Source organism: Petralouisia muris, assembly GCF_004793545.1.
GTDB classification, from domain to species: Bacteria; Bacillota; Clostridia; order Lachnospirales; family Lachnospiraceae; genus Petralouisia; species Petralouisia muris.
In genome coordinates, this window is record NZ_SRYA01000073.1 from 1 (window position 1) to 23391 (window position 23391).

At 43.2% G+C, this 23391-nt stretch carries 22 protein-coding genes and 4 pseudogenes; 20 read left to right on the top strand and 6 right to left on the bottom strand.

Annotated features, from left to right (window positions below):
• Nucleotides 1–273: 273 nt before the first annotated feature.
• The 7 genes and pseudogenes from E5329_RS23060 to E5329_RS23090 all read left to right on the top strand — a co-directional run bounded on the left by E5329_RS23060 (nt 274) and on the right by E5329_RS23090 (nt 4945).
• Entirely contained in the window at nt 274–735 is a 462-nt protein-coding gene (locus E5329_RS23060) for a DUF6075 family protein (protein WP_135991658.1), read from the top strand.
• Nucleotides 735–914, top strand: coding sequence for a hypothetical protein (locus tag E5329_RS23065; RefSeq protein ID WP_004066881.1), 180 nt, complete (start codon nt 735–737; stop codon nt 912–914). The genes E5329_RS23060 and E5329_RS23065 overlap by 1 nt, the downstream gene beginning before the upstream one ends.
• A 19-nt stretch (nt 915–933) precedes the next feature.
• Nucleotides 934–1719: a ParA family protein gene (locus tag E5329_RS23070; protein WP_135991659.1), complete on the top strand. Its 786-nt coding sequence runs from the start codon at nt 934–936 to the stop codon at nt 1717–1719.
• A pseudogene (locus E5329_RS23075) lies at nt 1709–2275 on the top strand (ParB/RepB/Spo0J family partition protein); the annotation flags it as partial. The gene E5329_RS23070 and the pseudogene E5329_RS23075, both read left to right, overlap by 11 nt.
• A gap of 17 nt (nt 2276–2292) precedes the next feature.
• A pseudogene (locus E5329_RS32875) lies at nt 2293–3519 on the top strand (LPD16 domain-containing protein); the annotation flags it as partial.
• A 94-nt stretch (nt 3520–3613) separates the two neighbouring features.
• Entirely contained in the window at nt 3614–4738 is a 1125-nt protein-coding gene (locus tag E5329_RS32880) for a hypothetical protein (protein ID WP_275443642.1), read from the top strand.
• A 3-nt stretch (nt 4739–4741) separates the two neighbouring features.
• Nucleotides 4742–4945, top strand: coding sequence for a transposon-transfer assisting family protein (locus tag E5329_RS23090; protein WP_135991660.1), 204 nt, complete (start codon nt 4742–4744; stop codon nt 4943–4945).
• Between the two features lie 679 nt (nt 4946–5624).
• Here the strand turns inward: E5329_RS23090 and E5329_RS32305 are convergent.
• Together E5329_RS32305 and E5329_RS23100 are read right to left on the bottom strand one after the other, a co-directional pair.
• Nucleotides 5625–6909 (bottom strand): annotated as a pseudogene (locus tag E5329_RS32305) (relaxase/mobilization nuclease domain-containing protein).
• Nucleotides 6858–7199: a plasmid mobilization protein gene (locus E5329_RS23100; protein ID WP_135991671.1), complete on the bottom strand. Its 342-nt coding sequence runs from the start codon at nt 7197–7199 to the stop codon at nt 6858–6860. The pseudogene E5329_RS32305 and the gene E5329_RS23100 overlap by 52 nt, the downstream one beginning before the upstream one ends.
• A 412-nt stretch (nt 7200–7611) precedes the next feature.
• Here E5329_RS23100 and E5329_RS23105 point away from each other — a divergent pair, with 412 nt between their 5' ends.
• The 4 genes from E5329_RS23105 to E5329_RS23120 all read left to right on the top strand — a co-directional run bounded on the left by E5329_RS23105 (nt 7612) and on the right by E5329_RS23120 (nt 10414).
• Entirely contained in the window at nt 7612–7899 is a 288-nt protein-coding gene (locus E5329_RS23105; RefSeq protein WP_275443644.1) for an ArsR/SmtB family transcription factor, read from the top strand.
• Nucleotides 7900–7978: 79 nt separating this feature from the next.
• On the top strand, nt 7979–8776 hold the full coding sequence (locus tag E5329_RS23110; protein ID WP_135991661.1) for an amidohydrolase family protein: 798 nt from the start codon (nt 7979–7981) through the stop codon (nt 8774–8776).
• Nucleotides 8777–8800: 24 nt separating this feature from the next.
• Nucleotides 8801–9241 (top strand): winged helix-turn-helix domain-containing protein, encoded by a 441-nt coding sequence (locus E5329_RS23115; protein ID WP_135991672.1) that lies wholly within the window; start codon nt 8801–8803, stop codon nt 9239–9241.
• A 144-nt stretch (nt 9242–9385) separates the two neighbouring features.
• Nucleotides 9386–10414 carry a radical SAM protein gene (locus E5329_RS23120; protein WP_330572318.1) on the top strand — a complete coding sequence of 343 codons (1029 nt, stop codon included), beginning with the start codon at nt 9386–9388 and terminating at the stop codon, nt 10412–10414.
• Nucleotides 10415–10496: 82 nt separating this feature from the next.
• Here E5329_RS23120 and E5329_RS23125 read toward each other — a convergent pair whose 3' ends face one another.
• Nucleotides 10497–10859, bottom strand: a complete 363-nt coding sequence (locus tag E5329_RS23125; RefSeq protein ID WP_135991662.1) for a winged helix-turn-helix transcriptional regulator — start codon at nt 10857–10859, stop codon at nt 10497–10499.
• A 146-nt stretch (nt 10860–11005) separates the two neighbouring features.
• On the opposite strand from E5329_RS23125, the gene E5329_RS23130 reads away from it, so the two are divergent.
• Nucleotides 11006–11524, top strand: coding sequence for a nitroreductase family protein (locus E5329_RS23130; protein WP_135991663.1), 519 nt, complete (start codon nt 11006–11008; stop codon nt 11522–11524).
• Here the strand turns inward: E5329_RS23130 and E5329_RS30980 are convergent.
• Complete coding sequence (locus E5329_RS30980; RefSeq protein ID WP_330572319.1) at nt 11437–11910, bottom strand: ArsR/SmtB family transcription factor; 474 nt, start codon at nt 11908–11910, stop codon at nt 11437–11439. The two genes, E5329_RS23130 and E5329_RS30980, sit on opposite strands and share 88 nt — an antisense overlap.
• A 145-nt stretch (nt 11911–12055) precedes the next feature.
• Between E5329_RS30980 and E5329_RS23140 the strand changes: the two genes are divergently transcribed.
• A complete protein-coding gene (locus E5329_RS23140; protein WP_135991664.1) occupies nt 12056–12427 on the top strand; it encodes an ArsR/SmtB family transcription factor in 372 nt (123 codons plus the stop codon).
• A 114-nt stretch (nt 12428–12541) separates the two neighbouring features.
• Here E5329_RS23140 and E5329_RS23145 read toward each other — a convergent pair whose 3' ends face one another.
• Together E5329_RS23145 and E5329_RS23150 are read right to left on the bottom strand one after the other, a co-directional pair.
• A complete protein-coding gene (locus E5329_RS23145; protein WP_135991665.1) occupies nt 12542–14404 on the bottom strand; it encodes a heavy metal translocating P-type ATPase in 1863 nt (620 codons plus the stop codon).
• 149 nt (nt 14405–14553) lie between these two features.
• Nucleotides 14554–14772, bottom strand: a complete 219-nt coding sequence (locus tag E5329_RS23150; RefSeq protein ID WP_016221900.1) for a heavy-metal-associated domain-containing protein — start codon at nt 14770–14772, stop codon at nt 14554–14556.
• 326 nt (nt 14773–15098) lie between these two features.
• Between E5329_RS23150 and E5329_RS23155 the strand changes: the two genes are divergently transcribed.
• The 7 genes and pseudogenes from E5329_RS23155 to E5329_RS23185 all read left to right on the top strand — a co-directional run bounded on the left by E5329_RS23155 (nt 15099) and on the right by E5329_RS23185 (nt 23126).
• The gene (locus E5329_RS23155) at nt 15099–17681 is read left to right on the top strand and encodes a heavy metal translocating P-type ATPase (protein ID WP_135991666.1); all 2583 of its coding nucleotides are present in this window, start codon (nt 15099–15101) and stop codon (nt 17679–17681) included.
• Between the two features lie 11 nt (nt 17682–17692).
• Nucleotides 17693–17956: a metal-sensing transcriptional repressor gene (locus tag E5329_RS23160; RefSeq protein ID WP_135991667.1), complete on the top strand. Its 264-nt coding sequence runs from the start codon at nt 17693–17695 to the stop codon at nt 17954–17956.
• 195 nt (nt 17957–18151) lie between these two features.
• Nucleotides 18152–19521, top strand: a pseudogene (locus E5329_RS23165) (MATE family efflux transporter).
• Between the two features lie 14 nt (nt 19522–19535).
• A complete protein-coding gene (locus E5329_RS23170) occupies nt 19536–19751 on the top strand; it encodes a FeoA family protein (protein WP_135991674.1) in 216 nt (71 codons plus the stop codon).
• A 5-nt stretch (nt 19752–19756) separates the two neighbouring features.
• Nucleotides 19757–21796: a ferrous iron transport protein B gene (gene feoB / locus E5329_RS23175; RefSeq protein ID WP_135991668.1), complete on the top strand. Its 2040-nt coding sequence runs from the start codon at nt 19757–19759 to the stop codon at nt 21794–21796.
• A 15-nt stretch (nt 21797–21811) separates the two neighbouring features.
• Nucleotides 21812–21955, top strand: a complete 144-nt coding sequence (locus tag E5329_RS23180; protein WP_135991669.1) for a FeoB-associated Cys-rich membrane protein — start codon at nt 21812–21814, stop codon at nt 21953–21955.
• Between the two features lie 124 nt (nt 21956–22079).
• Nucleotides 22080–23126 (top strand): helix-turn-helix domain-containing protein, encoded by a 1047-nt coding sequence (locus E5329_RS23185; protein WP_135991670.1) that lies wholly within the window; start codon nt 22080–22082, stop codon nt 23124–23126.
• The last annotated feature ends 265 nt before the right edge of the window (nt 23127–23391 follow it).

Here is a 23391-nt window from a genome sequence, read left to right on the forward strand (position 1 = left end):
AAAAAGGAACCTTTTACAATTCAAATGTAAAAGATTCCTTAAGTTAATGACATTGAGTAAAATCAAGGGTTTGCGGTACTTGGACTTGTAAACTACAACAAATTTACAACAATTTTACAACGCATAATGAAGAATAATGAGCGTTAATGAATAGTTGTACTCATAAATCCAATTCAATATTTTGTACGATAAGGACATTTTTCTAAAAGAAAATTTTAGGGAAGTGTCCTTTTGTTATGGTCAAAAACAAAATAGGAAATGGAGGAAATGAACATGAGTAGTACAGCGTTAGGAGCAGAGAAAGCGATTATTTTTATCAGTGATGCACATGAAAAATTCTACTACGAAAAATTGAAAGAGGTCAGGTATCAGGACGTATACCACAAAGCGCTTGTATATTGTCTTGGTATCAGTGATGACACAAGAAGGAACATTTACTGTATCTATGATTTTAAGACAGGCTGCGTGAAAACGGAGTGCCTACATGAAGGCTGGCAGACCAGCGGGAGCGTGAAAGTAGTCAGGATGGCGTATAACCTTTACTGTAATGGTATGCCTAGTGTCCTTGACTATGATGATGCGGAGGAACAGGTGGACGAGTGCAGACGGTACACAGTGGAGGAACTGTTCTGCTGTGCCTATGCGCCCTATTTTTGGCAGGCGATACAGATACGGTATCCGGAATACCGGGCGTATAACCACAAGCTGTACGCCATGTTCGGAGGACGGGACTGATGTTAAAGGTTAGGCTTATGGGAACAAAGAACGATATTAAGTGGTTCGGGAAGATTTTACAGAGGAACCCGAAAATCGAAGTGACGGAATTTTCCGATATGTTCCCAAACAAAGGGACAAAGAAATATTACAGGACTTATGTGGAAGTCAGGAAAAGCAACGTAAAAGAAAACCAGTAGAAAGCAAAGGAGAATTATCATGTGTAAAATAATCGCAATCGCAAACCAGAAAGGCGGAGTCGGCAAGACCACCACCACAAGCAATTTAGGAATCGGGCTGGCAAAACAGGGTAAGAAAGTGCTTCTGATTGATGCGGACGCACAGGGCAGTCTGACCGCAAGTTTAGGCTTTACAGAGCCGGACAGTCTGGAAGTCACGCTTGCAACCATTATGGGGAACTTAATCAATGACGAGGAAATAGAGCCGGGAGAAGGTATCCTCCACCATGAGGAAGGGATAGACCTTATGCCGGGAAACATTGAATTATCCGGTTTAGAGGTTTCCCTTGTGAATGTCATGAGCCGGGAAACGGTACTCCGGTCATACATAGAGGTTGTCAGGGAGAACTATGATTACATCTTAATTGACTGTATGTCTTCCCTCGGCATGATTACCATAAACGCCTTTGCCAGCGCCGACAGCATTTTGATACCCGTACAGGCGGCATATCTGCCCGTCAAAGGCTTACAGCAGCTTATCAAGACGGTGGGCAAGGTAAAGCGGCAGATTAACCCAAAACTGGAAATAGAGGGGAGTCTGCTTACAATGGTGGACAGCCGGACGAACTATGCAAAGGACATCAGCTCCATGCTGAAGGAAGCCTATGGAAGCCGGGTAAAGATATTTACCAATGTTATTCCCATTTCTGTCCGGGCGGCAGAGATTTCAGCGGAGGGCGTCAGCATTTATAAGCATGATCCAAAGGGGAAAGTGGCGTCAGCCTATGATTCTCTGACAAAGGAGGTGCTTGCAGATGGGCAGTAACGCAAAATCGGGGAGCGCAGCAAAGATTACGCTGGAAAAATTTGATGATTTATTCGGCGGAAGTGCCGCACAGGGAAGCGGGGCGGAGCAGATTATCAATGCGCCGCTGGCAGAGCTTTATACGTTCAAAGACCACCCGTTCCGGGTGGAAGATGATGAGAAGATGGAGGAAACAACAGAGAGTATCCGGCAGTATTGGGTGCTTGTGCCGGGGATTGCAAGACCGAGGGCGGGCGGCGGCTATGAAATCATAGCCGGACACCGCCGCAAACGTGGCTCGGAGCTTGCCGGAAAGACGGAAATGCCTGTGATTGTCCGCAATTACACCGATGATGAAGCCACAATTATCATGGTGGATTCCAATATCCAGCGGGAGGACATCTTGCCAAGCGAAAAGGCGAGAGCCTATAAGATGAAATACGAAGCCATGAAGCATCAGGGGAAGAAGTCAGGGAAGAATACGCTTGATGAAGTAGGGGAAGCTGCCGGGGAGAACGCTAAAAAGGTTCAGCGGTATATCTGGATTTCCCGCCTGTCTGATGAACTCCTTGCTATACCGGGGAGTTGAAGGAGGGCATGAGCCTTGAGGATATTTATACCCAATTTAATATAGACCACCCGGCAGACTTTACTGGGCATTCCCTTTCTGTCAGCGATGTGGTGGTGCTGCATCAGGACGGGGAGAACACAAGCCATTATGTGGATTCCGTTGGTTACAGGGAGATACCGGAGTTTACAAAGGAACTTTCCGTATCAGCGGAAGTCACTGCGGAAAAAGCGGCGGTCATGGAGGAAACAGCAGAAATTTTGGAGGGAGCAGCGGCAGAAAATACAGCGGCGGAGCCGGACGATGACAAGGTTTCTTATTATGTTATTGAGGATTTATCCACATGGGCGGAGAACAGCCCGGAAAAAAGTAAGCTGGGGCGTTTTGACAGCCTTCCGGAAGCGGTGGCGAAATTTACAGAGTACCGGGGAAAGGAAACAGAGGACAAGCCGGATATGGCAAGGGCAACTCTCGGCTTCAATGTCAATGGCAGCGAGTTTGACCTGATCCACGTCCGAAACCATGAAAACTGTCTGTCACTGGATTTTACACACAGCAGGGCGGCAGAGGAAAGCAGCCGCTTCATGGATGATTTGCAGACTTTATATCATGAGGTCGGTTTTGACAAGGTAAGGGTAAACCGGGAGATGTCACCGGAGGAAATCAAGGATTTTGTGAAACAGCGGTTTGAGTATCAGTTAAAGAGCAGCGGTCTTGATGATATTTCCCTCTATATGGACAGGTTTGATACACTTTACGGACAGGGAAAAATGGAACACCTCATGCCGACAGCTAACCAGAAGCGGATCGTGGAAAATGTACCGTTCATGGAGTGGGAAAACCCGTATATAGATACCAGCGTCAGGGAAACGGACAGGACAGAAACAGAGCTTGCCTTCCGGCTTGCAGACCGTTATATCAGTATTCAGGAAGCCAGCGAAGGGTATGACTATACAATTTATGATATGGATTACCGGGAACTGGACGGTGGCGTGTATGACAACCCGGACATAACAATCCGGCAGGCTTTGGACGAGATTGTGACAGACTTGAAAGAGCCGACACATAGGAGTGAACTGGAGGGAAGTATTCGTACCGATGATGAACTGATACCGATTGATTATGATGGATTGATGGAAAAAGCGGAGCAGGCGGCAAAAGAGCATCTTGAGGAACGTATCAGAAACGAAGTGTCGGAAGCTATGGAAAGCAAGGTCATAGCGGATTTTAAAGCCAAAACTGAGGAATTATTTCATGGCATCAACGGGCAGACACAGGAAGATATAGAACTGAATGTTTACGCCTATTTACAGTCCAAGATTGACGAGTATGGAATGGATATACAGCTTGTGGATATTAGCGGTATCCGGGAGCAGGTGCAGAGGTTTAGAGGGAGCTGGTTCTGACCTTGATGTGGTAGTGGAGTACCGGGGCGGGGAAAACGAAGATGCCCTGTTCAACGTCTTTAACGAGGACGGTTTTAAAATCGGCGGCGTTAAGGTAGACATCAATCCCATTACAGAGGGCAAGACAGGGACGCTTGGGGAGTATCTTCCGGGTGTGGAAGCCTATCTTGAGGAGAAACGTGCCGCCATGCAGGAGAAAGGCGCAGAACAGGCACAGGAGGAAAAACGGACGGTTGTAACCCTTACAGTGGCGGAGTGCGGGGAGTTCCACAATTTCGGAGAGTACCATGAGGATATAGCGGGTGTGGAGGAAGCAATCGCCATTTTCAACCGGATACCGCCGGAGAGGATGAACGCTGTCCCAAGCATCGGCATCAATATCCATACAGAGGGGACACAAAGCTATGAGGACACGCAGATGGATATTATATCCGGAAGAATTGCGGACTTGGAGATTCTGGACTATGTGCCGGAGATTACGGACAATCCGAAGGCGGTGGAGGTCATTGCGGAGCTGATCGACAAGCTGCCGGACATCGAGGTGCGTGGTTCTCTGGAAAAGTGGCAGGCGGCTTTCCTTGCTGCGGAGATAGACCAATTATCTTATGATTTTGACACTTACCAGTACAATCATACAGTGGAGGGCAGGGAAGCGCAGATAGCGAACATTACAGAGGACATCAGAAGCGGGAATACCGGGTATCTGAACGATTTTCTCAATGCGCTTATTTCAGACAGTATCAGGGAAGGCATGACGGATATTTTCGGGAAAGGTACGGAGCTTGATGACAGCGAGGGCGTACAGACCGCAAGGAAGGCAAAGGAGCTGTTAGACAAGCTGGCGGAATATAAGCCGCTTGCAAAGATTGAGGAACTGGAAGAATGTAACTATAACGTGATTGATAACGTCCTGAACAATGAGAAACCGAAAGAGGAAAAGCAGACAGGCAGAGTTTCTATAAAGGAAAAGCTGGCGGAGAAAAAGGCGGTTATCGAGCAGAGGGATAAGGCAGAAAGAGAAGTCCCGGAAAAGGGAACAGAGAAAAAATCAGAGAGGGAGATATAGGCTATGGATAAATTTACAGTGGAAGAAATCAATTTGATGTGTGTGTTTGAGGGACAGGACAGAAAAAGCATGATTGCCGATATAAAGAACGTGATTCCCCGCATACAGGACAGCGATATGGTTGAGCTTGCAAGGCAGGTCTTAGGGAAACTGGAAGTCATGAGCGATGAAGAATTTGCAGAGGTGGCACTGGAAGTGGCGGAGTGATTAACGCAAATCTTTTATAGCATTATTCGACATAACGTGCTATAATTCTCTTAGTCAGATTAGAACGAGTAGGGATAGTCTGAGGTTGTCCTTTCTGGAAACGGAAAGGAGGTCGGTATGAAAACACTTGAGATACTTACACTGCTGTTGGTCATTTTCGCAGCATTAACATACTTAGACAACAGAAACAACCGCAAGTAACGGAAAAGGCTATCTTCTACTGCAATAGAGGATAGCCTTTTCCGTTGATTTTTAACGAATTATAAGTTTCCGATTGTACAACCGTTGGACGTTCCAATATCCTTCGGGTTCTAAGATGATTATAAACCAACACTGCGGATTTTGCAAGAGGGTTTAGGAGATAGGGGCGCTTCGGCGCACCTATTTTTTTACGGATTTATAGATTATCTTACATGAAAACGGTCTTGTCTGCAAGAAATTTTTCTGATTTTATAAATAGATAAGAAGGAAAGAGTGGGATTCCGCCGCAGCCGGCATTGTGGGCAGTGTGTATAACTTCCCGTCTTATGGAGCTGTGGGCAACACTGTTTGCAGGATGTGGGAAAGCTGCTTTTGCTTTTCCATATGCTGTGAATAGTGTTGTCCATAGCGGAATGGGGAGTTATGCACACTGTCCACGATGCTTTTTTTGCTTTTAGAGCCTTTTTAGGGCAAGGGATTAACGGGCAGGGTTATTGTTCCGGTCTGGCTGTTCCTGTGCGTTTTTTTGCGGCTCTGTGCGCCCTAAATACTGGTTCAGGTTCTCCAGTTTCCGGTTCAGCGATTTCAGCTCTTTGTCACAGTTTTTGTAAGTGGCGGTCAGTTCCTTCTTCTGTGCGGTCAGCTCCTGATATTCTGCTTTCAGCTTGTCAATATTCAAGCCTTTTAAGGAGATGCCCGCCTGCTCCAGCATATGCCTTGCGCCGCCATAAAGGATGATCTGGCTCTCATGCTTACGGAAATAAGCGTCAGGGTTTTTGGACTTCTTATAGGCGGTATGATACGCTTTATTTGCCTTGTACTGCTCCGCATATTTGATGATTTCCGCAAGGTCTTTGATGCGGTTCTCCAGCTTGCGGACAGTCTGCTTTGCTTCCTTCCCGGTGGCGGCAGTGGTGGCGATTTTCTGTTCCAGTTCTTTTATAGAGCCAGCTTCATTATATGCCTGTGCCGTAATCTTTAAATTCTCTACCGCCGCCCACCTCTGCAGCCCCGGACTGTTCTGAAATTTCTCATCAGAGGTGTCAATCAATCTCTTATCTGCATAATCTCTTTTTGGGATAACTGCCTTCCGTTCCCGTTTCAATTCTATCCGTTCTTTGATGCGCTCCTTTGTATATTCCCTGCCGAGTGACTTCACACTGCCACGCACAAAACGGTCTTTGCCGAGTGGACGAAAAGAGATAAATTTGGAGGGCAGCGTTGATGTCTTTTCTTATCTGCGTTTTCCATGCTGTACCGTTCTTGTCTGACTGCCGTTCATTGTATTTTTTGCCACGTTCTCCACCGGGAATTATGACGGAAAGGTTATGCTCGCTGCACAGATCGTCACTCAATTTTCGGATGCGGTAATAACTTTGCTTGCAGTCATGATATTTATTATGTTCCATGTTGTCGGCGGCACAAAAAATGATGTGGTTATGGACGTGACCTTTATCAATATGGGTGGTGACAACATAAGAAAATTTTCCTTCTAAAACCTTGTCGGCAAGTTCTTTTCCTATCTGGTGCGCTTCGTCAAAACTGACCTCACCGGGAGCAAAAGCCTGTATCAGATGATAGGCTTTATTGGGGCTGTTTTCCCGGCAGTGGTCTAAGGTATATTTGAAGTCAATCGCTGCGGTTTCCGGCGCACAGGCATAGGAAGAAATGTAGATGCTTTCGTCCGTCTTATCCGGGTTGCATATGTAGGCTACCGCTTTATCAACGGTTGCTGTAATAGCATGGATTTTTGTGTATGCCATACCTGTTTCATCAACTCCTTTACTTCGTCCATATCTTCCTGATAGACATGGTTTGTGCTGTTAATTCTTTTTGCAATCTGGTTCAGGCTGGAGCTGATCCGTCCAAGCTCCGTATTGTATTCTCTTAAAAAACTGTAATCCACGTCATAGACATATCCGTATAAAATCAACTTACGCAGGAAAGCTGACTTGCTTTTCATGCCAGACAATTTGAACTTCTCATCTAAGATATACTGCTCCTTGTCATCTAAGTGAAATTCATTTCGGTTGGTGCGGATTCTGTTTGCTATTTTTAACATTCCTTTTCTGTTTTTGGGCATAAAAAAACTGCTGTAACTTGTCCGGTTTACAACAGTCTGGTTTCGAGTCTGTTCAATTGTTTTGGATAGACTTATCCATGTGTTATTGCAGCAAATCTGCGGATAAAGGTCAAGGACTGGCATAGAAAAGACGGAAAGAAAATCAAAGAGGGTTAGGGACGCTTCCCTATGAAAATTTCATCATACGGTCGGCAGGGAAGTATGGGGAATTTTGCCTGTGTGTCCGGACACAGGTAGTGCTTGCTATTCTTGTCTTTCGACACTCCCGGAGGGTGTGTCGGTACTTAACCAGTATCACAAAATAAAATTGTTTTATAGTTCCAAATGTTTAAAATTTTTACTTGAATTTTTAATGTGGATGATGTAAAATAGCAATATGAATTTGGAACAGATATATTCAGAGGACGAGATACGAGTACAAATTTTTAAAGCCTTGGCAGATAAAACACGTTTGGATATTATAAGGATTCTTAGAAACAGGGGTGAAGAAATGAACTGCGGTGAGATTGGAGAATATATTGATATTCCCAAGTCAACAGCATCGTATCATTTTAAGACGTTAAGGGAAGCAGGTCTGACCGCAACAAGAAAAGAATCATTGAACAAATATGTATCGTTAAGGCTGGATATGTTTGATAAGTATCTACCGGGATTTCTTGACACTCTTTGAAAGATATGTGTCAAGAAATTTTTTGAACTAATAGTTCTATAATTCCAAAACTATAAAATAAAATTAGGAGGAATATAAGATGATTATTGATAGTCATGAGCATTTAATGCTGCCCATAGAAATGCAAATTGAAAAACTGAATCAGGCGGGAGTGGATAAAGCTATATTATTTTCGACTGTACCGCACCCGGAGCGAGCAAAAAATCTGGCAGAGTTGCGAGGAGAAATGAACATACTATATAAAGTATTGGCTGGTGCAAATAATAAAGAAGCAAATAGAGAAAGAATGATAAAAAATAATAATGAGCTGGCTATGCAGATGAAAAAATATCCTGAAAGATTTTTCGGTTTTGGTGCAGTGCCTTTGGGTATGAGCGAACCAGAAACTTCTTTATGGATAGAAGAGAATATATTGTCTAATGAATTTAAAGGTATTGGAGAATTTACTCCCGGTTCTGATGAACAGATTAGGCAGCTTGAAGTAATTTTTCAAGCAGTAAATAATTTTAGTAATTTACCAATATGGGTTCATACATTTAATCCTGTCACTATATCAGGCATACACATTTTAATGGAACTTTGTGCAAAATATCCCTTAGTGCCAGTGATTTTTGGACATATGGGTGGATCGAATTGGATAGATGTGATAGATTTTGTAAAAAGCCATAAATACGTGTACTTAGATCTTTCCGCAGCATTTGCTTCAATTGCAACTAGAATAGCTATTTCTGAGTTGCCTGAAAGATGTCTTTACAGTTCAGATGCACCATATGGAGAGCCTTATTTGTACAGGCAACTAATAGAATTTGTTAGTCCTTCACAGGAGGTTGCCAATATGGTATTGGGAAATAATATATTGCAATTGTTGAGTGAATGAAATTAAGGAAGGCTGGTGTTTGTGATGGGCAAAGTAATGATTTTATCTTTTACAGATGATGAGGAAGATATTTATAAGCGGATATTGCAAATCATAAACGGCAGTAAAAATTTTGAACAATGCAGTGCTTTTCAGAATATAAAACTAATTCAAGCTGGAAAATTATGGATAGATTGTATGCAAAGAAGTGTTTGCGTTAATAACATTGAAATTGAACTTACCTATATTGAATTTGAAATTTTATATCTATTAGCTGGCAATCCCGGCAGGGTGTTTAGAAAAGAGCAGATATATGATATTGTTTGGAATGAAGCATATGCTGGTGATTACAATATCGTTATGAGTCATATCCATAATATAAGAGAAAAGATAGAGGATAATCCAAGCAAACCGATTTACATACAGACGGTTTGGGGCGTAGGCTATCGGTTCAATAAAAAATCTAAACAGTGGTTTGTAATGTAAATATTGCAGACTGCTGTTTATTGGTTGGAAGATAGTTTATGAATTATAGCTACCTTTTTGGTAAGTATATACCTGAAAAGTGCGTACTTGTCCTATCTGTGATGAAATGCTATTTTTATCTCAAATAATGGGAAAGGATATGGGATGATGAAAAATATAGAGCTCGGTTCAATCCGTCCGCCGTCAGAAAGTGAAAGTCTGCTTGTCCGGGTAACGAGAGGATGCCATTGGAATAAGTGTTATTTTTGCGGACTATACAAATCTATGAATTTCTCCATGCATCCGATAGAAGATACCATACAGGATATTAAGGAACAGGCAGCATTATATCAAGGGAGAAAATTCAAATCCTGTTTTTTGCAGGATGGGGATGCTCTGGTATTAAAAACAGATTATCTGCTCCGTATTTTGGAAGCGCTAAATAAATATTTTCCTGATTTGGAATATATAACTTCCTATGCTCGTGCAGACAGTATCACACGAAAAAGCCCGGCAGAATTACAGGAGCTTCGGCAAGCCGGACTGAACCATTTGTACTGTGGAATGGAAACCGGATCGGATAAGATATTACAGCTTATCAATAAAGGCTTTCATGCAGATACAGTTGTGAAAAGCGGGTGTATGGCAAAAGACGCAGGCATGATATTATCAGAGTTTATATTGATTGGGATTGGTGGAAAGGAACATTCAGAGGAAAATGCAATCCAGACAGCGGATGCGCTGAACATGATTCAGCCGGATTTTATTCGTGTCCATGCAACTGGAATAAAGCCGGAGTCCAAAATGTGGGAGTTTGTTCAGGAAGGTTCTTTTACATTACAGTCAGAGGAAGAAATTATGATAGAGCAAAAACTATTCTTGGAGAAGCTGCTTGAAATGGACAGCTATTATGTGAATGAACATATCATCAACCTGTTGCTGGAGGTTAGAGGGAATTTGCGGACAGATAAATTAGAAATGCTGTCTGCAATAAATAAATTTTTAGGATTGTCGGAAGATGAAAAACTTCTATTCATTGTAGGCAGGCGGCTTAATATTTTCTTTATGCTGGATGATTTGAAAAAGCCTAAACAGTATCAAAAAGCACAGGAATGTATGGAGAAGATTTTGCAGAAAAATCCGCAGGTTGATTTTACCAGACTTTGTAATTATGTCAGGCAGTCACAGATTTAGAACAATAAGAGAACCCGCATAGCTGTTTCAAGTTTTTGCTGTGCAGGTTCTTTTTTGCTATAAGGATAGTCGATAAAAATAATTATTTTTTGCTTTGGGAAGGGCAGCATACAGGCTGTATACCCAATCCGTCCAAATATGATGTTCCCCAATCGCACATAGCGTTCAGTACAGGTATGATGCTTTTTCCAAAGGCAGTAAGAGAGTAGATTGTTTTAGGCGGCTTTTCTGGAATTACTTCTCTGTTTATCATGCCGCAATCTTCTAAATCATGGAGCTGTCCGGAGAGCATTTTAGGGGTTGCTTTTGGGATAAGGCGTTGCAGTTCCATATAGTGTAATGGCTGTGATTTTAAATGCCACAATACCAGAGGTTTATATTTCCCGCCAATCAGGGACAGGGTAGCTTCTACAGGACAGTTAAATTGCTTTTGTTCAATTTTCATTTTGCTTCTCCTAACTGCAAGGGTGCTATCTTTTTTGAAAGTATCTATCAAAAAAGTGCAATCTTGCGGAATTATATTTCAGCGTTACAATAGAGTTGTCAGTTGGTTTGGCATACTAAATATAACATAAGAAAGGACTTGATACTATGGATTTTTTAAACATTGCAAAACAGCGTTTCTCTGTACGCAGCTACACAGATCAGGCGGTGGAAAAGGAAAAACTGGATAAGATTCTGGAAGCTGCCCATGTAGCTCCAACCGCCGCTAACCTCCAGCCTGTGCATCTGATTGTGGTGCAAAACAAAGAGGGACTTGAAAAAATAGGACAGGGGGCAAATCTTTACGGTGCGCCGCTGGCAATCATCGTCTGCGCTGACCATGAAAAGGCATGGGTGCGCCCGTTTGATAAGAAGCAGACAGGTGATATTGATACCTCCATTCTAACAGACCACATGATGCTTCAGGCTACGGAGTTGGGGCTTGGCTCTGTATGGATTTGCTATTTCAAGCCGGATGTTATCCGTAGGGAATTTGGACTTCCTGAAAATCTGGAACCCGTCAATATCCTTGCGGTTGGTTATTCGGATGAAGAAGCCGATGATCCGGAACGCCATTCGGAGATGCGTATTCCGATAAACCAGTTGGTATCATACGAAAATCTGTAATGGGAGCGATTGCAAATATTTGAGCATAATGGGCAGTGCGCACAGCGTACTGTCCGTTGTGTTTTATGGATACCGTTCAGAAATATGCGCATATGTTTCTTCCAGAATCCACTGAATGTGTTCGTCCTGAATACTGTAAAAGACCTTTTGCCTTCCTTGCGAGAACGGACTAACCTTGCAATGCGAAGTTCATGTAGTTGATGGGATATAGCAGATTCAGTGACTTCAATTTTCTTCGCAAGTTGGCTCACACAATATTCCTGCTTCATCAAATGCCAAAGTATTTTCATTCGGGTGTAATCGCCCATTGCTTTGTGTAATTCTGTTAATTGTTTCAGTTCGGAAGAATTGGGGACAGAAAAAATTGTTTTGTTTGTTTGATTCATAGTGTTGCTCCAATCTTATGTATACCCTTTCGGGCATTCCGTAATCCATACTCCTTCGGAGTGGGCGTTGCACGACAAGGTATAAGCTGTTTGACAGACCATAGGTATATGAGTATCATAATTTTATCTGGAAGGAGGTGGTTAAATGCCACACTATAACTTACCTCACAATCATGGACAGAATATTGAGAAAGTCCTAGATAAGATTCCACCTGCAGAGCGGTTTAAAGATATAGCGTTTTTGTTCCAGCAATTAGATGATCCTACAAGGTTGCGGATTTTGTGGCTGTTATGCCATTGTGAGGAATGTGTCTGCAATATAGCGGCGGCTGTTGGTATGAGCGCACCTGCTGTGTCGCACCACCTTCGGGCTTTAAAGAAAAGCGGGATTATATCAAGCCGGAGGGAAGGAAAGGAAGTATACTATTCTCTGTCTAAAACGCCGCAGGCGAAATTGCTGCACCGTTCCATAGATGCTTTATTTGAATGCGAGTTATGTAATGGCTCGCATTCATGAGCAAGTAGCGTAGGGGATTGCGAATGTCCTCTTTTTGTCCTGTCCAACCGATATTTAAGAAAATGCGCTACCTTGTGGGGTGTAGCGCATTTCTGTTGTGTTTTTAAATTGACTTTAATCAGAAACGGGTGATACTTTTACCCGCATTGCCCGGATTGCGTTCAAGATTGCAATAACGGAAACACCAACATCGGCAAATACCGCCGCCCACATATTGGCATATCCTAAAGCTCCTAAAATCAACACTAAAAACTTAATTCCCAAAGCAAATACAATGTTCTGGTTTGCGATGCGGATTGTCTTTCGGGCAATCTTCATAACTGCGGCAATTTTTGAAGGCTCATCTGTCATTAAGACTACATCTGCGGCTTCGATAGCGGCATCAGAGCCAAGACCACCCATAGCGATACCGACATCTGCCCTTGCCAGTACGGGGGCATCATTGATTCCGTCCCCGACAAAGACAAGTTTGCCTTTTTCTGTTTTTTCCCTTAATAGTGCTTCTACCCGGTCTACTTTATCTGCGGGGAGTAGCTCGGTATAAGCCTGATCCAGTCCAAGACGCCCCGAAACTTTCTGCCCTACTGCGTCAGCATCTCCGGTCAGCATAACCGTTTTTTGTATGCCAGAAGATTTGAGTTGACGGATTGCCGCCGGAGCATCTGGCTTGATTTCATCTTCTATGACAATCGAACCGGAATACTTTCCGTCACAGGCGAGATAAATCACCGTTCCAACTGCACCGGAAGGCTGGTAGCGGATATGTTCCCGTTCCATGAGCTTTGCATTTCCCACAAGGACTTTCTTTCCGTCTATTACTGCCTGTACGCCATGACCTGCAATCTCCTGAACATCAGATATGCGGTTCTGGACTATTTTTTTGCCATAGGCTTTTTTGATGGAAGCAGAAATAGGGTGGTTGGAATAATCCTCTGCGTATGCCGCAAGTTCTAAAAGCTGTGTTTCGTCCATGCCCACAGGATGGATTTCACTGACTGCAAAAGAGCCTTTTGTGAGTGTGCCTGTCTTATCAAATACAACCATTTCGGCATGAGCTAAGGATTCCAGATAATTACTGCCTTTTACAAGGACACCGATTTTCGATGCGCCGCCGATGCCGCCAAAGAAACTTAACGGGATAGAGATTACCAGCGCACAGGGGCAGGAGATTACAAGGAACGTCAAAGCACGATAAATCCATATACTAAAGGACTGACCAGTGATAACAGGCGGCAATATGGCAAGAGCCAGAGCTGCAAATACCACTGCCGGGGTGTAGTAACGTGCAAAGCGTGTGATAAAATTCTCTGTCCTGCCTTTTTTATCGCTTGCGTTTTCTACTAAATCAAGTATTTTTGCTACGGTGGATTCCCCGAACTCTTTTGTTGTGCGAATAGATAAAATGCCTGTCTGGTTGATGCAGCCGCTGATGACTTCCGCACCCGGAGCAACCTCACGAGGCATGGATTCTCCGGTCAGTGCAGAGGTATCCAAAGCAGAAACGCCATTTATAATGATACCGTCCAGAGGGATTCGCTCGCCGGGTTTTACAACAATGGTATCTCCAATAGAAACATCTTCCGGATCAACCTGTACCAGTTTCCCGTCCCGTTCCACGTTTGCGTAATCCGGGCGGATGTCCATTAGGCTTGCAATGGATTTACGGGATTTGGAAACCGCATAGGACTGAAACCACTCCCCTACCTGATAAAACAGCATGACAGCTACGCCTTCGGAATGTTCCCCTAAAATCAGTGCGCCAATCGTTGCTATCGTCATCAGGAAATTTTCATCAAATACCTGACCGCTTAATATGTTTGTAATGGCTTTCCAGACAATATCCCAACCGATTACCACATAACAGGCTAAGAATATGCCCATTTCTGCCTGCTCCGGAAGATGGAGCAGACTGCCTACAAGAAACAGGACTGCCGCTGCAATAATGCGGATCAATAAATGTTTTTGTTTTCGTGTCATTAGAATACTCCTTTCATAAATCAGGCGTTTTCGTTAAAAAAACACCGGATGCCAGAAATGGCAGCCGGTGTCCAGTTCGTGTTGCGTCATGCCCATAAAGGAACACGATGCGTTTGGCAGATGCCACTTAACGGTTATGCCTGATCTGTTTATGCTTTTACTGTTACGTCCGGCTCGATTTTTTTAATCAGTGCCTTTGCTTCATTCAGTATGGCATCAAATCTGTCATCAGGTGCTTCCAATACCATTTTTTGACCGAGGAAGTTGACGGATACACTGGTTACACCGTCAATTTTCTGTACGGCGTTCTGAATCTTATCTGCACAGTGACCGCAATCCAAGTCGATAAGTTTGATTGTTTTTTTCATGGGAATAATCCACCTTTCTAAAAATTTGTTTAGTTGGTTTGGCATGGCAGAACAATTAAAGAGATGTTTAATCGTTCTGCGCAAAGTATAGTCACCAATCCGCCATAAGTCAATGGGTTTGAAGGTGGTATTCCTCTTTGGAGCATAAAACCTTCTGATTGGATTTTTGTAAAAAAAGAAATTGCTTTTCGGATTAAAAAAGCTCCTTTTCAGAGCAGACAAAAGGAAAATCGGGTGTTTATAATGAAAAACGGTAACAGCTCCACTCCCCTACGGGGGAGGGGTAATATACTGTTACAAATTTAGAAAAGAAAGAAGGGATAATTTTGCAAAAGGAGCAATTTGACATTACGGGTATGACCTGTTCCGCCTGCTCTGCAAGAATTGAGAAAAGCGTAGCGAAGCTGCCGGGAATAAAGGAGGTATCCGTAAACCTGCTAAAAAACAGTATGGTTGCTTCTTATGATGAGTCTGTTCTGGATACGGAGGGAATTGTACAGGCAGTTGAAAAAGCCGGGTACGGGGCATTTCCCAAATTGGTTCAGAATAAGGGGCAGACTGTAAACGCTTCTGCGAAGCGGACAGCACAGCCAGAGGCAAACACAGCACAAAAAGAATACGGTCAGATGAAAAAGCGGCTGCTTCTGTCCGCACTGTTTACCATTCCACTGTTCTATATATCTATGGGGCATATGATGGGGTGGATACTTCCCAAAGGGCTGCTTGGTATGGAAAATGCAATGAGTTTTGCTTTTACACAGTTTCTATTGCTGATTCCGGTAGTGTTCATCAATTTTAAATATTACCGCATGGGTTTTAAGACACTGTTTCATGGCTCACCGAATATGGATTCCCTGATTGCTATTGGTTCTGGTGCGGCAATCGTTTATGGTATCTATGCCATTTATAAAATCGGGATAGGATTTGGGCATGGCGATATGGAAACCGTACACAGCTTTATGATGGATCTGTATTTTGAATCCGCTGGGATGATTCTGACACTTATAACATTAGGTAAGACGTTGGAAGCTCGTGCAAAAGGAAAGACCTCAGATGCCATTACAAAACTGATGAACCTTGCGCCTAAGACTGCTACAGTGGAGAGGAATGGAATTGAAATACAGGTTCCGGTAGAGGAGGTGCAGGCAGGAGAAGTTTTAGTTGTAAAAGCGGGGGAGTCCATTCCGGTAGACGGGGTAATTCTGGAAGGGGTTTCGTCTGTGGACGAATCGGCTCTGACCGGAGAGAGCATACCTGTGGAAAAACAGACCGGGGATAAAGTAATCGGCGCAACAATCAATAAATCCGGCTATTTTAAAATGCAGGCTACGAAAGTAGGGGATGACACCACATTAGCACAGATCGTGCGGCTTGTGGATGAAGCAACCAGTTCAAAAGCGCCTATTGCAAAACTGGCGGATAAGGTCAGCGGGGTATTTGTCCCGGTTGTTATCGGCATTGCCTTAATTGCGGTTATTGTATGGCTTTTTGCGGGGTATGGATTTGAGTTTGCCCTTTCTATTGGTATTTCCATTCTCGTCATATCCTGCCCTTGCGCTCTCGGTCTGGCAACACCTACCGCAATCATGGTAGGCACAGGGAAAGGAGCATCAAATGGCATTTTGATTAAATCGGCGGAAGCTCTGGAGGTAGCGCATAGCATTGATACGGTTGTTTTGGATAAGACCGGGACAATCACACAGGGAACGCCTGTGGTAACGAATGTGCTGGTAAAAGAGGGAATTTCACAGGATGAGCTTTTGCAGGTTGCCGCTTCTCTGGAAAAAATGTCAGAACACCCACTTGCGGATGCGATTGTGGAGGAAGCAGAAAAGAACGCTTTAGGTTTTCTGCCTGTGAATAACTTTAAGCAGATTCCGGGGCAGGGGATTATGGGAGAAATCCAAAATGTTACCTGTCTTGCAGGAAACCGCCGCCTGATGTCTGCACAAGGCATAGAAGGAGGCGCATTGCTCCAGCTTGGGGAAGCAATGGCTGTGGACGGAAAAACACCATTATTCTTTGCGAGGGGCGGACAGCTTATCGGTGTGGTGGCTGTGGCAGATGTGGTAAAGCCTACCAGTAAACAGGCAATACAGGAATTATCCGGCTTGGGAATGGAGGTTGTCATGCTTACCGGGGACAATGCCAAAACTGCGGAAGCAATCAGAAAGCAGGTGGGTGTAGACAGGGTAGTTGCCGAAGTATTCCCGCAGGATAAGGAAAAGGAAATCCGGCGTTTACAGGAGAAGGGCAGGAAGGTAGCTATGGTAGGGGATGGCATCAATGATGCGCCTGCGCTTGCAAGGGCGGATGTAGGAATTGCTATCGGGGCAGGAACAGATGTGGCGATTGAATCAGCGGATATTGTGTTAATGAAAAGTGACCTCTTGGATGTGTCTACCGCTGTCCAGTTAAGCAAGGCGGTTATCCGCAACATCAAGCAAAATCTGTTTTGGGCGTTTATCTACAATATCATTGGTATTCCGGTTGCGGCGGGGGTATTTTATCTGTCCTTCGGCTTGAAGTTAAACCCGATGATCGGAGCCTTTGCAATGAGTTTCAGCTCTGTCTTTGTGGTATCAAATGCCCTGCGGCTTCGCTGGTTCATAGCAAGGCATCTTGCAAAACCGGAACAGAAAGAAACATATAGCAGCAGTCAGACAATTTTATCGAAAAAAAGTGAAGGAGAAAAGAACATGGAAAAATTATTGAAGATTGAAGGAATGGTTTGCGGAAACTGCGTAAAGCACGTTTCAAAGGCGTTAATGGAGATTGAGGGTATTTCAGATGTCACAGTGCAACTGGAAGCAAAAACAGCATTGGTACAGATGCGCCATGCGGTATCAGAGGACAGGCTGAAAACAGCGGTTGAAGATGCTGGCTATCAGCTCATAAGTGTTCAGTAGCCGGGTTGCCTATGAAAGCGAAAAAAGGAAATGTTACCCATAAACTGAAAATTGCGAAAGGTCAGTTAGATGGTATCCTGCAAATGATAGAGGAAGATCGTTACTGCGTGGATATATCCAATCAGCTTTTAGCGACACAGGCATTATTAAAGAGCGCTAACCAACAGATTTTACAGGCACATATCCGTAACTGTGTCCGGGAGGCGTTACAGACTGATCCGGAAAATCCGAAACTGGAAGAAGCATTGCAGTTATTGGAAAAAATGGTGCAATAGCCCGATATTTCCGATTGGATAAAAAGTCCTTCGGATAGGAGCAGACAAAAAGGACTGGTTTTTAATATACTCTATATGGTTAGGCATGGCTATCACATATACAGAGTATATGTGGCCGCAGGCAGTCGCCAAAAACAAGCAAGCTTGTTCTTGGCTCGTTGCTTATGCGAGATATAGATATAAGGAGGAAACGTGATGAAACAGTCACTTGATACAAGGACAAAATTATTGACGAAAAGTCCGTTTTCCCTCATGCTGGAGCTTAGTATACCTGCGGTTCTTGGCATGGTGGTTGTAGGGCTTTATAACATGATGGATTCCATTTTTGTAGGGCAGATGGTAGGCGCAGCGCAAATGGGTGCGGTATCCGTATCTTATCCGTTTACGCTCATCAATGCGGGTTCAGCGGCGATGTTGGGAGTAGGCTCTGCTTCGGTGCTATCTCGTGCGATTGGCAAGAAAGATCAGGATACCATAAAAAAGATTATGGGAAATCTGATTGCAATGGTGCTTCTGCTGTCTGTTATTTACACTGTGATAGGTATGGTATTTACCCGCCAGCTTTTATCTCTGGCAGGTGCAGCGATAATATCCTGAACTATGCGGAAAAATATCTGTGTATTGTGTTTGCGGGAAGCCTGTTTGTAAACTTCTTCCAGAGCGCTAATATGGTTATTCGTGGAGAAGGACAGCTTAAAAAGGCAATGGCTATTATAGCAAGCGGAGCAATCCTGAACATTATCCTCGATCCGATTTTTATTACGGTTTTAAAGCCTTGCGGATTGGGAGTGGAAGCGGCTGCTTATGCAACGATTTTTTCACAGTTCATTCAGGCGGTGATTACGTTATGGTACTTTAAGAAGAAAAGCGTAAGTGTAAAAATCGGACGGATACATATTGACGGGGAATTACTGCCGCAGGTTCTGGCGGTTGGGGTTTCCGCTTTGCTGATGCAGGTTTTGACACTGGTACAGCAGACAGTGATTTATCGTGTGGCGTCTGTGTATGGTGGGGAAAATTCGCAGATATTGTTAGGAGCTGCGCTGCGTTTCTGGAACTTCTCGTTTGTTCCTCTTTGGGGTATCAGTCAGGGATTTCAGCCAGCCGCAGGGACAAACTACGGTGCGAAAGATTATGACCGGGTAAAGAAATTGACAGGCGTATTCATTACGGCGGCAACAGTGTTGTCCTTACTGTTCTACATTCCGGTTGAACTGTTCCCAGATAAGGTGCTTTCCATGTTTATTACAACACCGGGCGTGGCAGCTTCGGGGGCAACCAATTTTCGGATTATGTTCAGTACCTATATTTTACAGGGAAGTTTCCTGATTGCGGTAACGCTGTTCCAGTCATTGGGAAAGGCGAATAAGGCTACTTGGTTAGTATTGTTTCGGCAGATTATTTTATTTATCCCGCTTTGTGTGGTTTTGCCGATGGTTGGCGGTATGGGGATTCGTGGTGTCTGGCTGGCGATTGCCCTGACCGATGCGGTTCTGGTTGTGATTACTGTGTTGATGATGCTTTCAGAATTTCGCAAGATGCCAAGAACGTCCAGCGTAAAGTAATGGGGAGAATGGATATGTACCTCTGTGATGGAAGGATAGGAAATGCTTATCAGGTTGTAGATATAAAATTGCCTGTCAATATAGAGAAGCGATTAGAGGCTTTGGGAATGACTCGTGGAACTGCTGTTGCTATTTTGAACAGCAAAAGTCATGGCATTTTGATTGTAAAAATTAGGGGAACACGCTTCGCTTTTGGTTGCAATATTACAGAAAATGTTTTAGTGAGATGATTCCTATGAGTGAAAATATAACAATCGGATTTATCGGGAATCCTAACTGTGGAAAGACCACCCTTTTCAATGCGTACACAGGCGCAAATTTGAAAGTAGCAAATTGGCCGGGAGTTACTGTTGAAAAGGTGGAAGGAGCAGTGAAAGACCATGATTTGAATATACATTTGGTTGATCTTCCCGGAACATACAGTCTGACTTCCTATACAATGGAAGAACAGGTATCACGTCAATTTATATTAAGTGATGATGTTGATGTGATTATTGATGTTGCAGATGCTTCGGCGCTGGAACGAAACCTGTATTTGACATTACAACTTTTGGAACTTGGGAAACCTGTTGTACTGGCGTTAAATATGATGGATATTGTAGAGAAACGTGGTATGGAAATTGACACACACAGGTTGCCAGAAATGTTAGGGATTCCGGTAATTCCGGTATCTGCAAGAAAGAGAACAGGATTGGATGTGCTGCTCCATGTGGCAGCACATCACAAAGACTGCACTGACACGGACTGTCTGATACATCATCATACATATAAGTCAAAGCATAAGCATGACCACCATGCGGAATATGCAATGGTTTACAGTGATGCCATAGAAGATAAGATTGACCTTATCATAGGAGCATTAAAAAGAAAATATCCTAAACTGACAAATTACCGTTGGTATGCTATTAAGCTGTTGGAGCAGGATAAAGAAATTACGGAGCGTTATCCGGTTAATCTTCCAGAAGTGATTGACCGTAACTATGAATCTGACATCATCAACGAAAAATATGATTTCATTCAGGAAGTGGTCAGGGAAGTATTAGTCAATAAGGATCGTCAGGATGCTTTGACAGAAAAAGCAGATCGGGCATTGACGCACCGTTTTTGGGGCATTCCGATTTTTCTTGGCGTAATGGCAGTAGTGTTTTTTCTGACATTCACCATTGGTGACTGGTTGAAAGGCTATTTTGAATGGGGAATTGAAAATGTTTCAGTATTGCTTGGTAATGGCTTGGAATCAGCCGGAGTTAATGAGGTAGTATGCTCTCTGTTAATAGATGGCATTGTTGCAGGTGTAGGTGGTATCTTAACATTTCTTCCTAACATTTTCATATTATTTTTAGCGTTGGCATTTCTTGAGGATAGCGGATATATGGCAAGGGTGGCATATATCATGGAAGGTATTATGAGCAAACTGGGGCTTTCCGGTCGAGCCTTTATTCCTATGATTTTGGGGTTTGGCTGTACAGTTCCGGCGATTATGGCGTCCAGAACATTGGAAAACCGGCATGACAGGTTCAAGGTCATGCTGATTACACCTTTTATGAGTTGTAGCGCACGTCTGCCGATTTATATATTGTTTGCGGAAATGTTTTTTAAAGAACGTGCTATGGTGGTTGCTTACTCCATGTATATGATTAGTTTGGTGGTTGCAATTTTGGTTGCGGCGGTAATTCATTTGATAGACAGGAAGAAGTCGGAAAATTATTTATTGATTGAATTACCTGAATATAAGGTTCCAAGTTCTAGGACTATGGCAATTTATGTATGGGAAAAAATAAAAGATTATCTTACGAAAGCAGGGACTACGATTTTTATAGCTTCTATTGCTATGTGGTTTATTCTGAATTTCGGACTGCATGGGTACACAACGGAAATGTCTGATAGTTTTGGGGCAGTTATTGGACATTATCTTGTCCCGTTTTTCGAGCCTATTGGATTAGGATTTTGGCAGATTGCAGTTGCCCTAATTGCCGGAGTTTCCGCAAAGGAAGTTGTAGTATCCAGTTGTGCGGTCTTGTTTGGAGTTCCCAATATCAATTCTGGAGCAGGAATGGATACTTTAGTCGGTATTCTTGGTAATGTGGGATTTGGACAGCTTAATGCGTTTTGCCTGATGGTTTTTTGCCTGCTTTATATTCCTTGTGCGGCAGCATTGGCAACAATCCGCAAGGAAGCGGGCAGTACCCGATGGATGATGCTCTCCGCATTGTTTCAACTTGTAGTTGCATGGGGAGTGACTTTTATTGTTTATCATGTTGGGCTTATGGTTTAGTAGAAAGGAAGAAAAATGATTGCAACAGGAATTATTGTCATTGGCATTATTGTTTATGCAGTGTGGGCAGCTAAGAAAATCCATAAGAAGCAGAAAAATGGTACTTGCTGTGGAGGAGGTTGCTCCGGATGCGTAGATAAAAAATATTGTAACAGATAATTTTATATTGAGCCAATGTCCTTGATATAAAATGACGTTGGCTCATTTCTTCATTTGCACAGTTGGCATAAATAGAATATAATTCTAATTGGAGTGTAAATTCTACCGATTGGAGCAGTATGCTATGAAGAAAAAATATATAATAAAAGATGCTAGAAAACATCTGGTGGAACAGATTGACAGTGCAGAAGGAATAGAGGGGATTGTCATGCAAGACAATTTGGCGAAAAATACAAAAGGGCTGTCTGCGGTTATTCCAAAGGATAATGATGGATATTGTACGGTCTATAAGATGGACTGTGATGATGGCTTGGGATTGATGACCGTTTATCAGGTTTATCCGGGCATACAGCTTATATACAATGATTTTGAAGCAACAGGGTGTAAATGGGAAGATACACTTGGACAAAATGCATTGGAAATCAACCATTGCAGGGAAGGACGTGAGGGAAGCAGGTTATTAAGCGGTTCTTGTCTGTATCTTGGAGAAGGAGATATGTCCATTCATACAATGGATAATTGCGCTTCTGAAATGGCATTTCCACTAAAACATTACCGAGGAATTTCCATTGTTATCAATTTGGAGCTGGTAGCCGAATATCCACCGCAAACTTTAGCAGAAAGTGGAATTGACATATTGGAATTTAAAGAGAAGTTCTGTGCAGGCGGACAATGCTTTATTATGCGGGCAAAAGATGAAATTGAGCATATTTTTTCGGAGCTTTATTCTGTGCCGGATTGTTTGCAAAAACCATATTTTAAGCTAAAGGTACAGGAGCTTCTTCTTTTCCTCTATATGGTGGATGTAACAAAGGAGAGGCAACGGGAAATGTATACTTCCCCACAGGTGGAGATCGTGAAAGAAATCCATAAAAAACTGGTATCTGATCTGCAGGAGCGTCCTACGATTGAGGAACTTTCCAAAGAGTATCTTATCAATACAGCTACATTAAAAGCCACATTTAAGGGAATTTATGGACAGCCTATCGGAACTTACATGAAAGAATACCGAATGAAACAGGCTGCTGTGCTTCTCCGGCAGACGAAAAGTACAATAGCGGAAGTTGCAAATCAGGTGGGATATGAGAACCAGAGCAAGTTTTCAACAGCTTTTCGGGATATATTGAAGGTAACACCTGCCGAATATCGGAAACAGAATATGAGCGAATAATGTTTATATTTCATTTGATTTCCATCCTATTTTGTTAGGATAAACAGGTTAATAATACAATAGTTACCTGAATCCGTGAGCCTAACCTCAAAACTATTTTGGAGAAAACTGTTTGATGAAAATGAAAGCGCATTGTTTGTTTTTTGCAAAGCAATACCCAATAATCCTGCAAAAATGGCATGATTTGCAGGAGTTCCTTTATACAGAAACCCGCGGTTCAGATATTCTGTTGCCGGACGCCCTACAGGACAAAATCTTCAAAGGC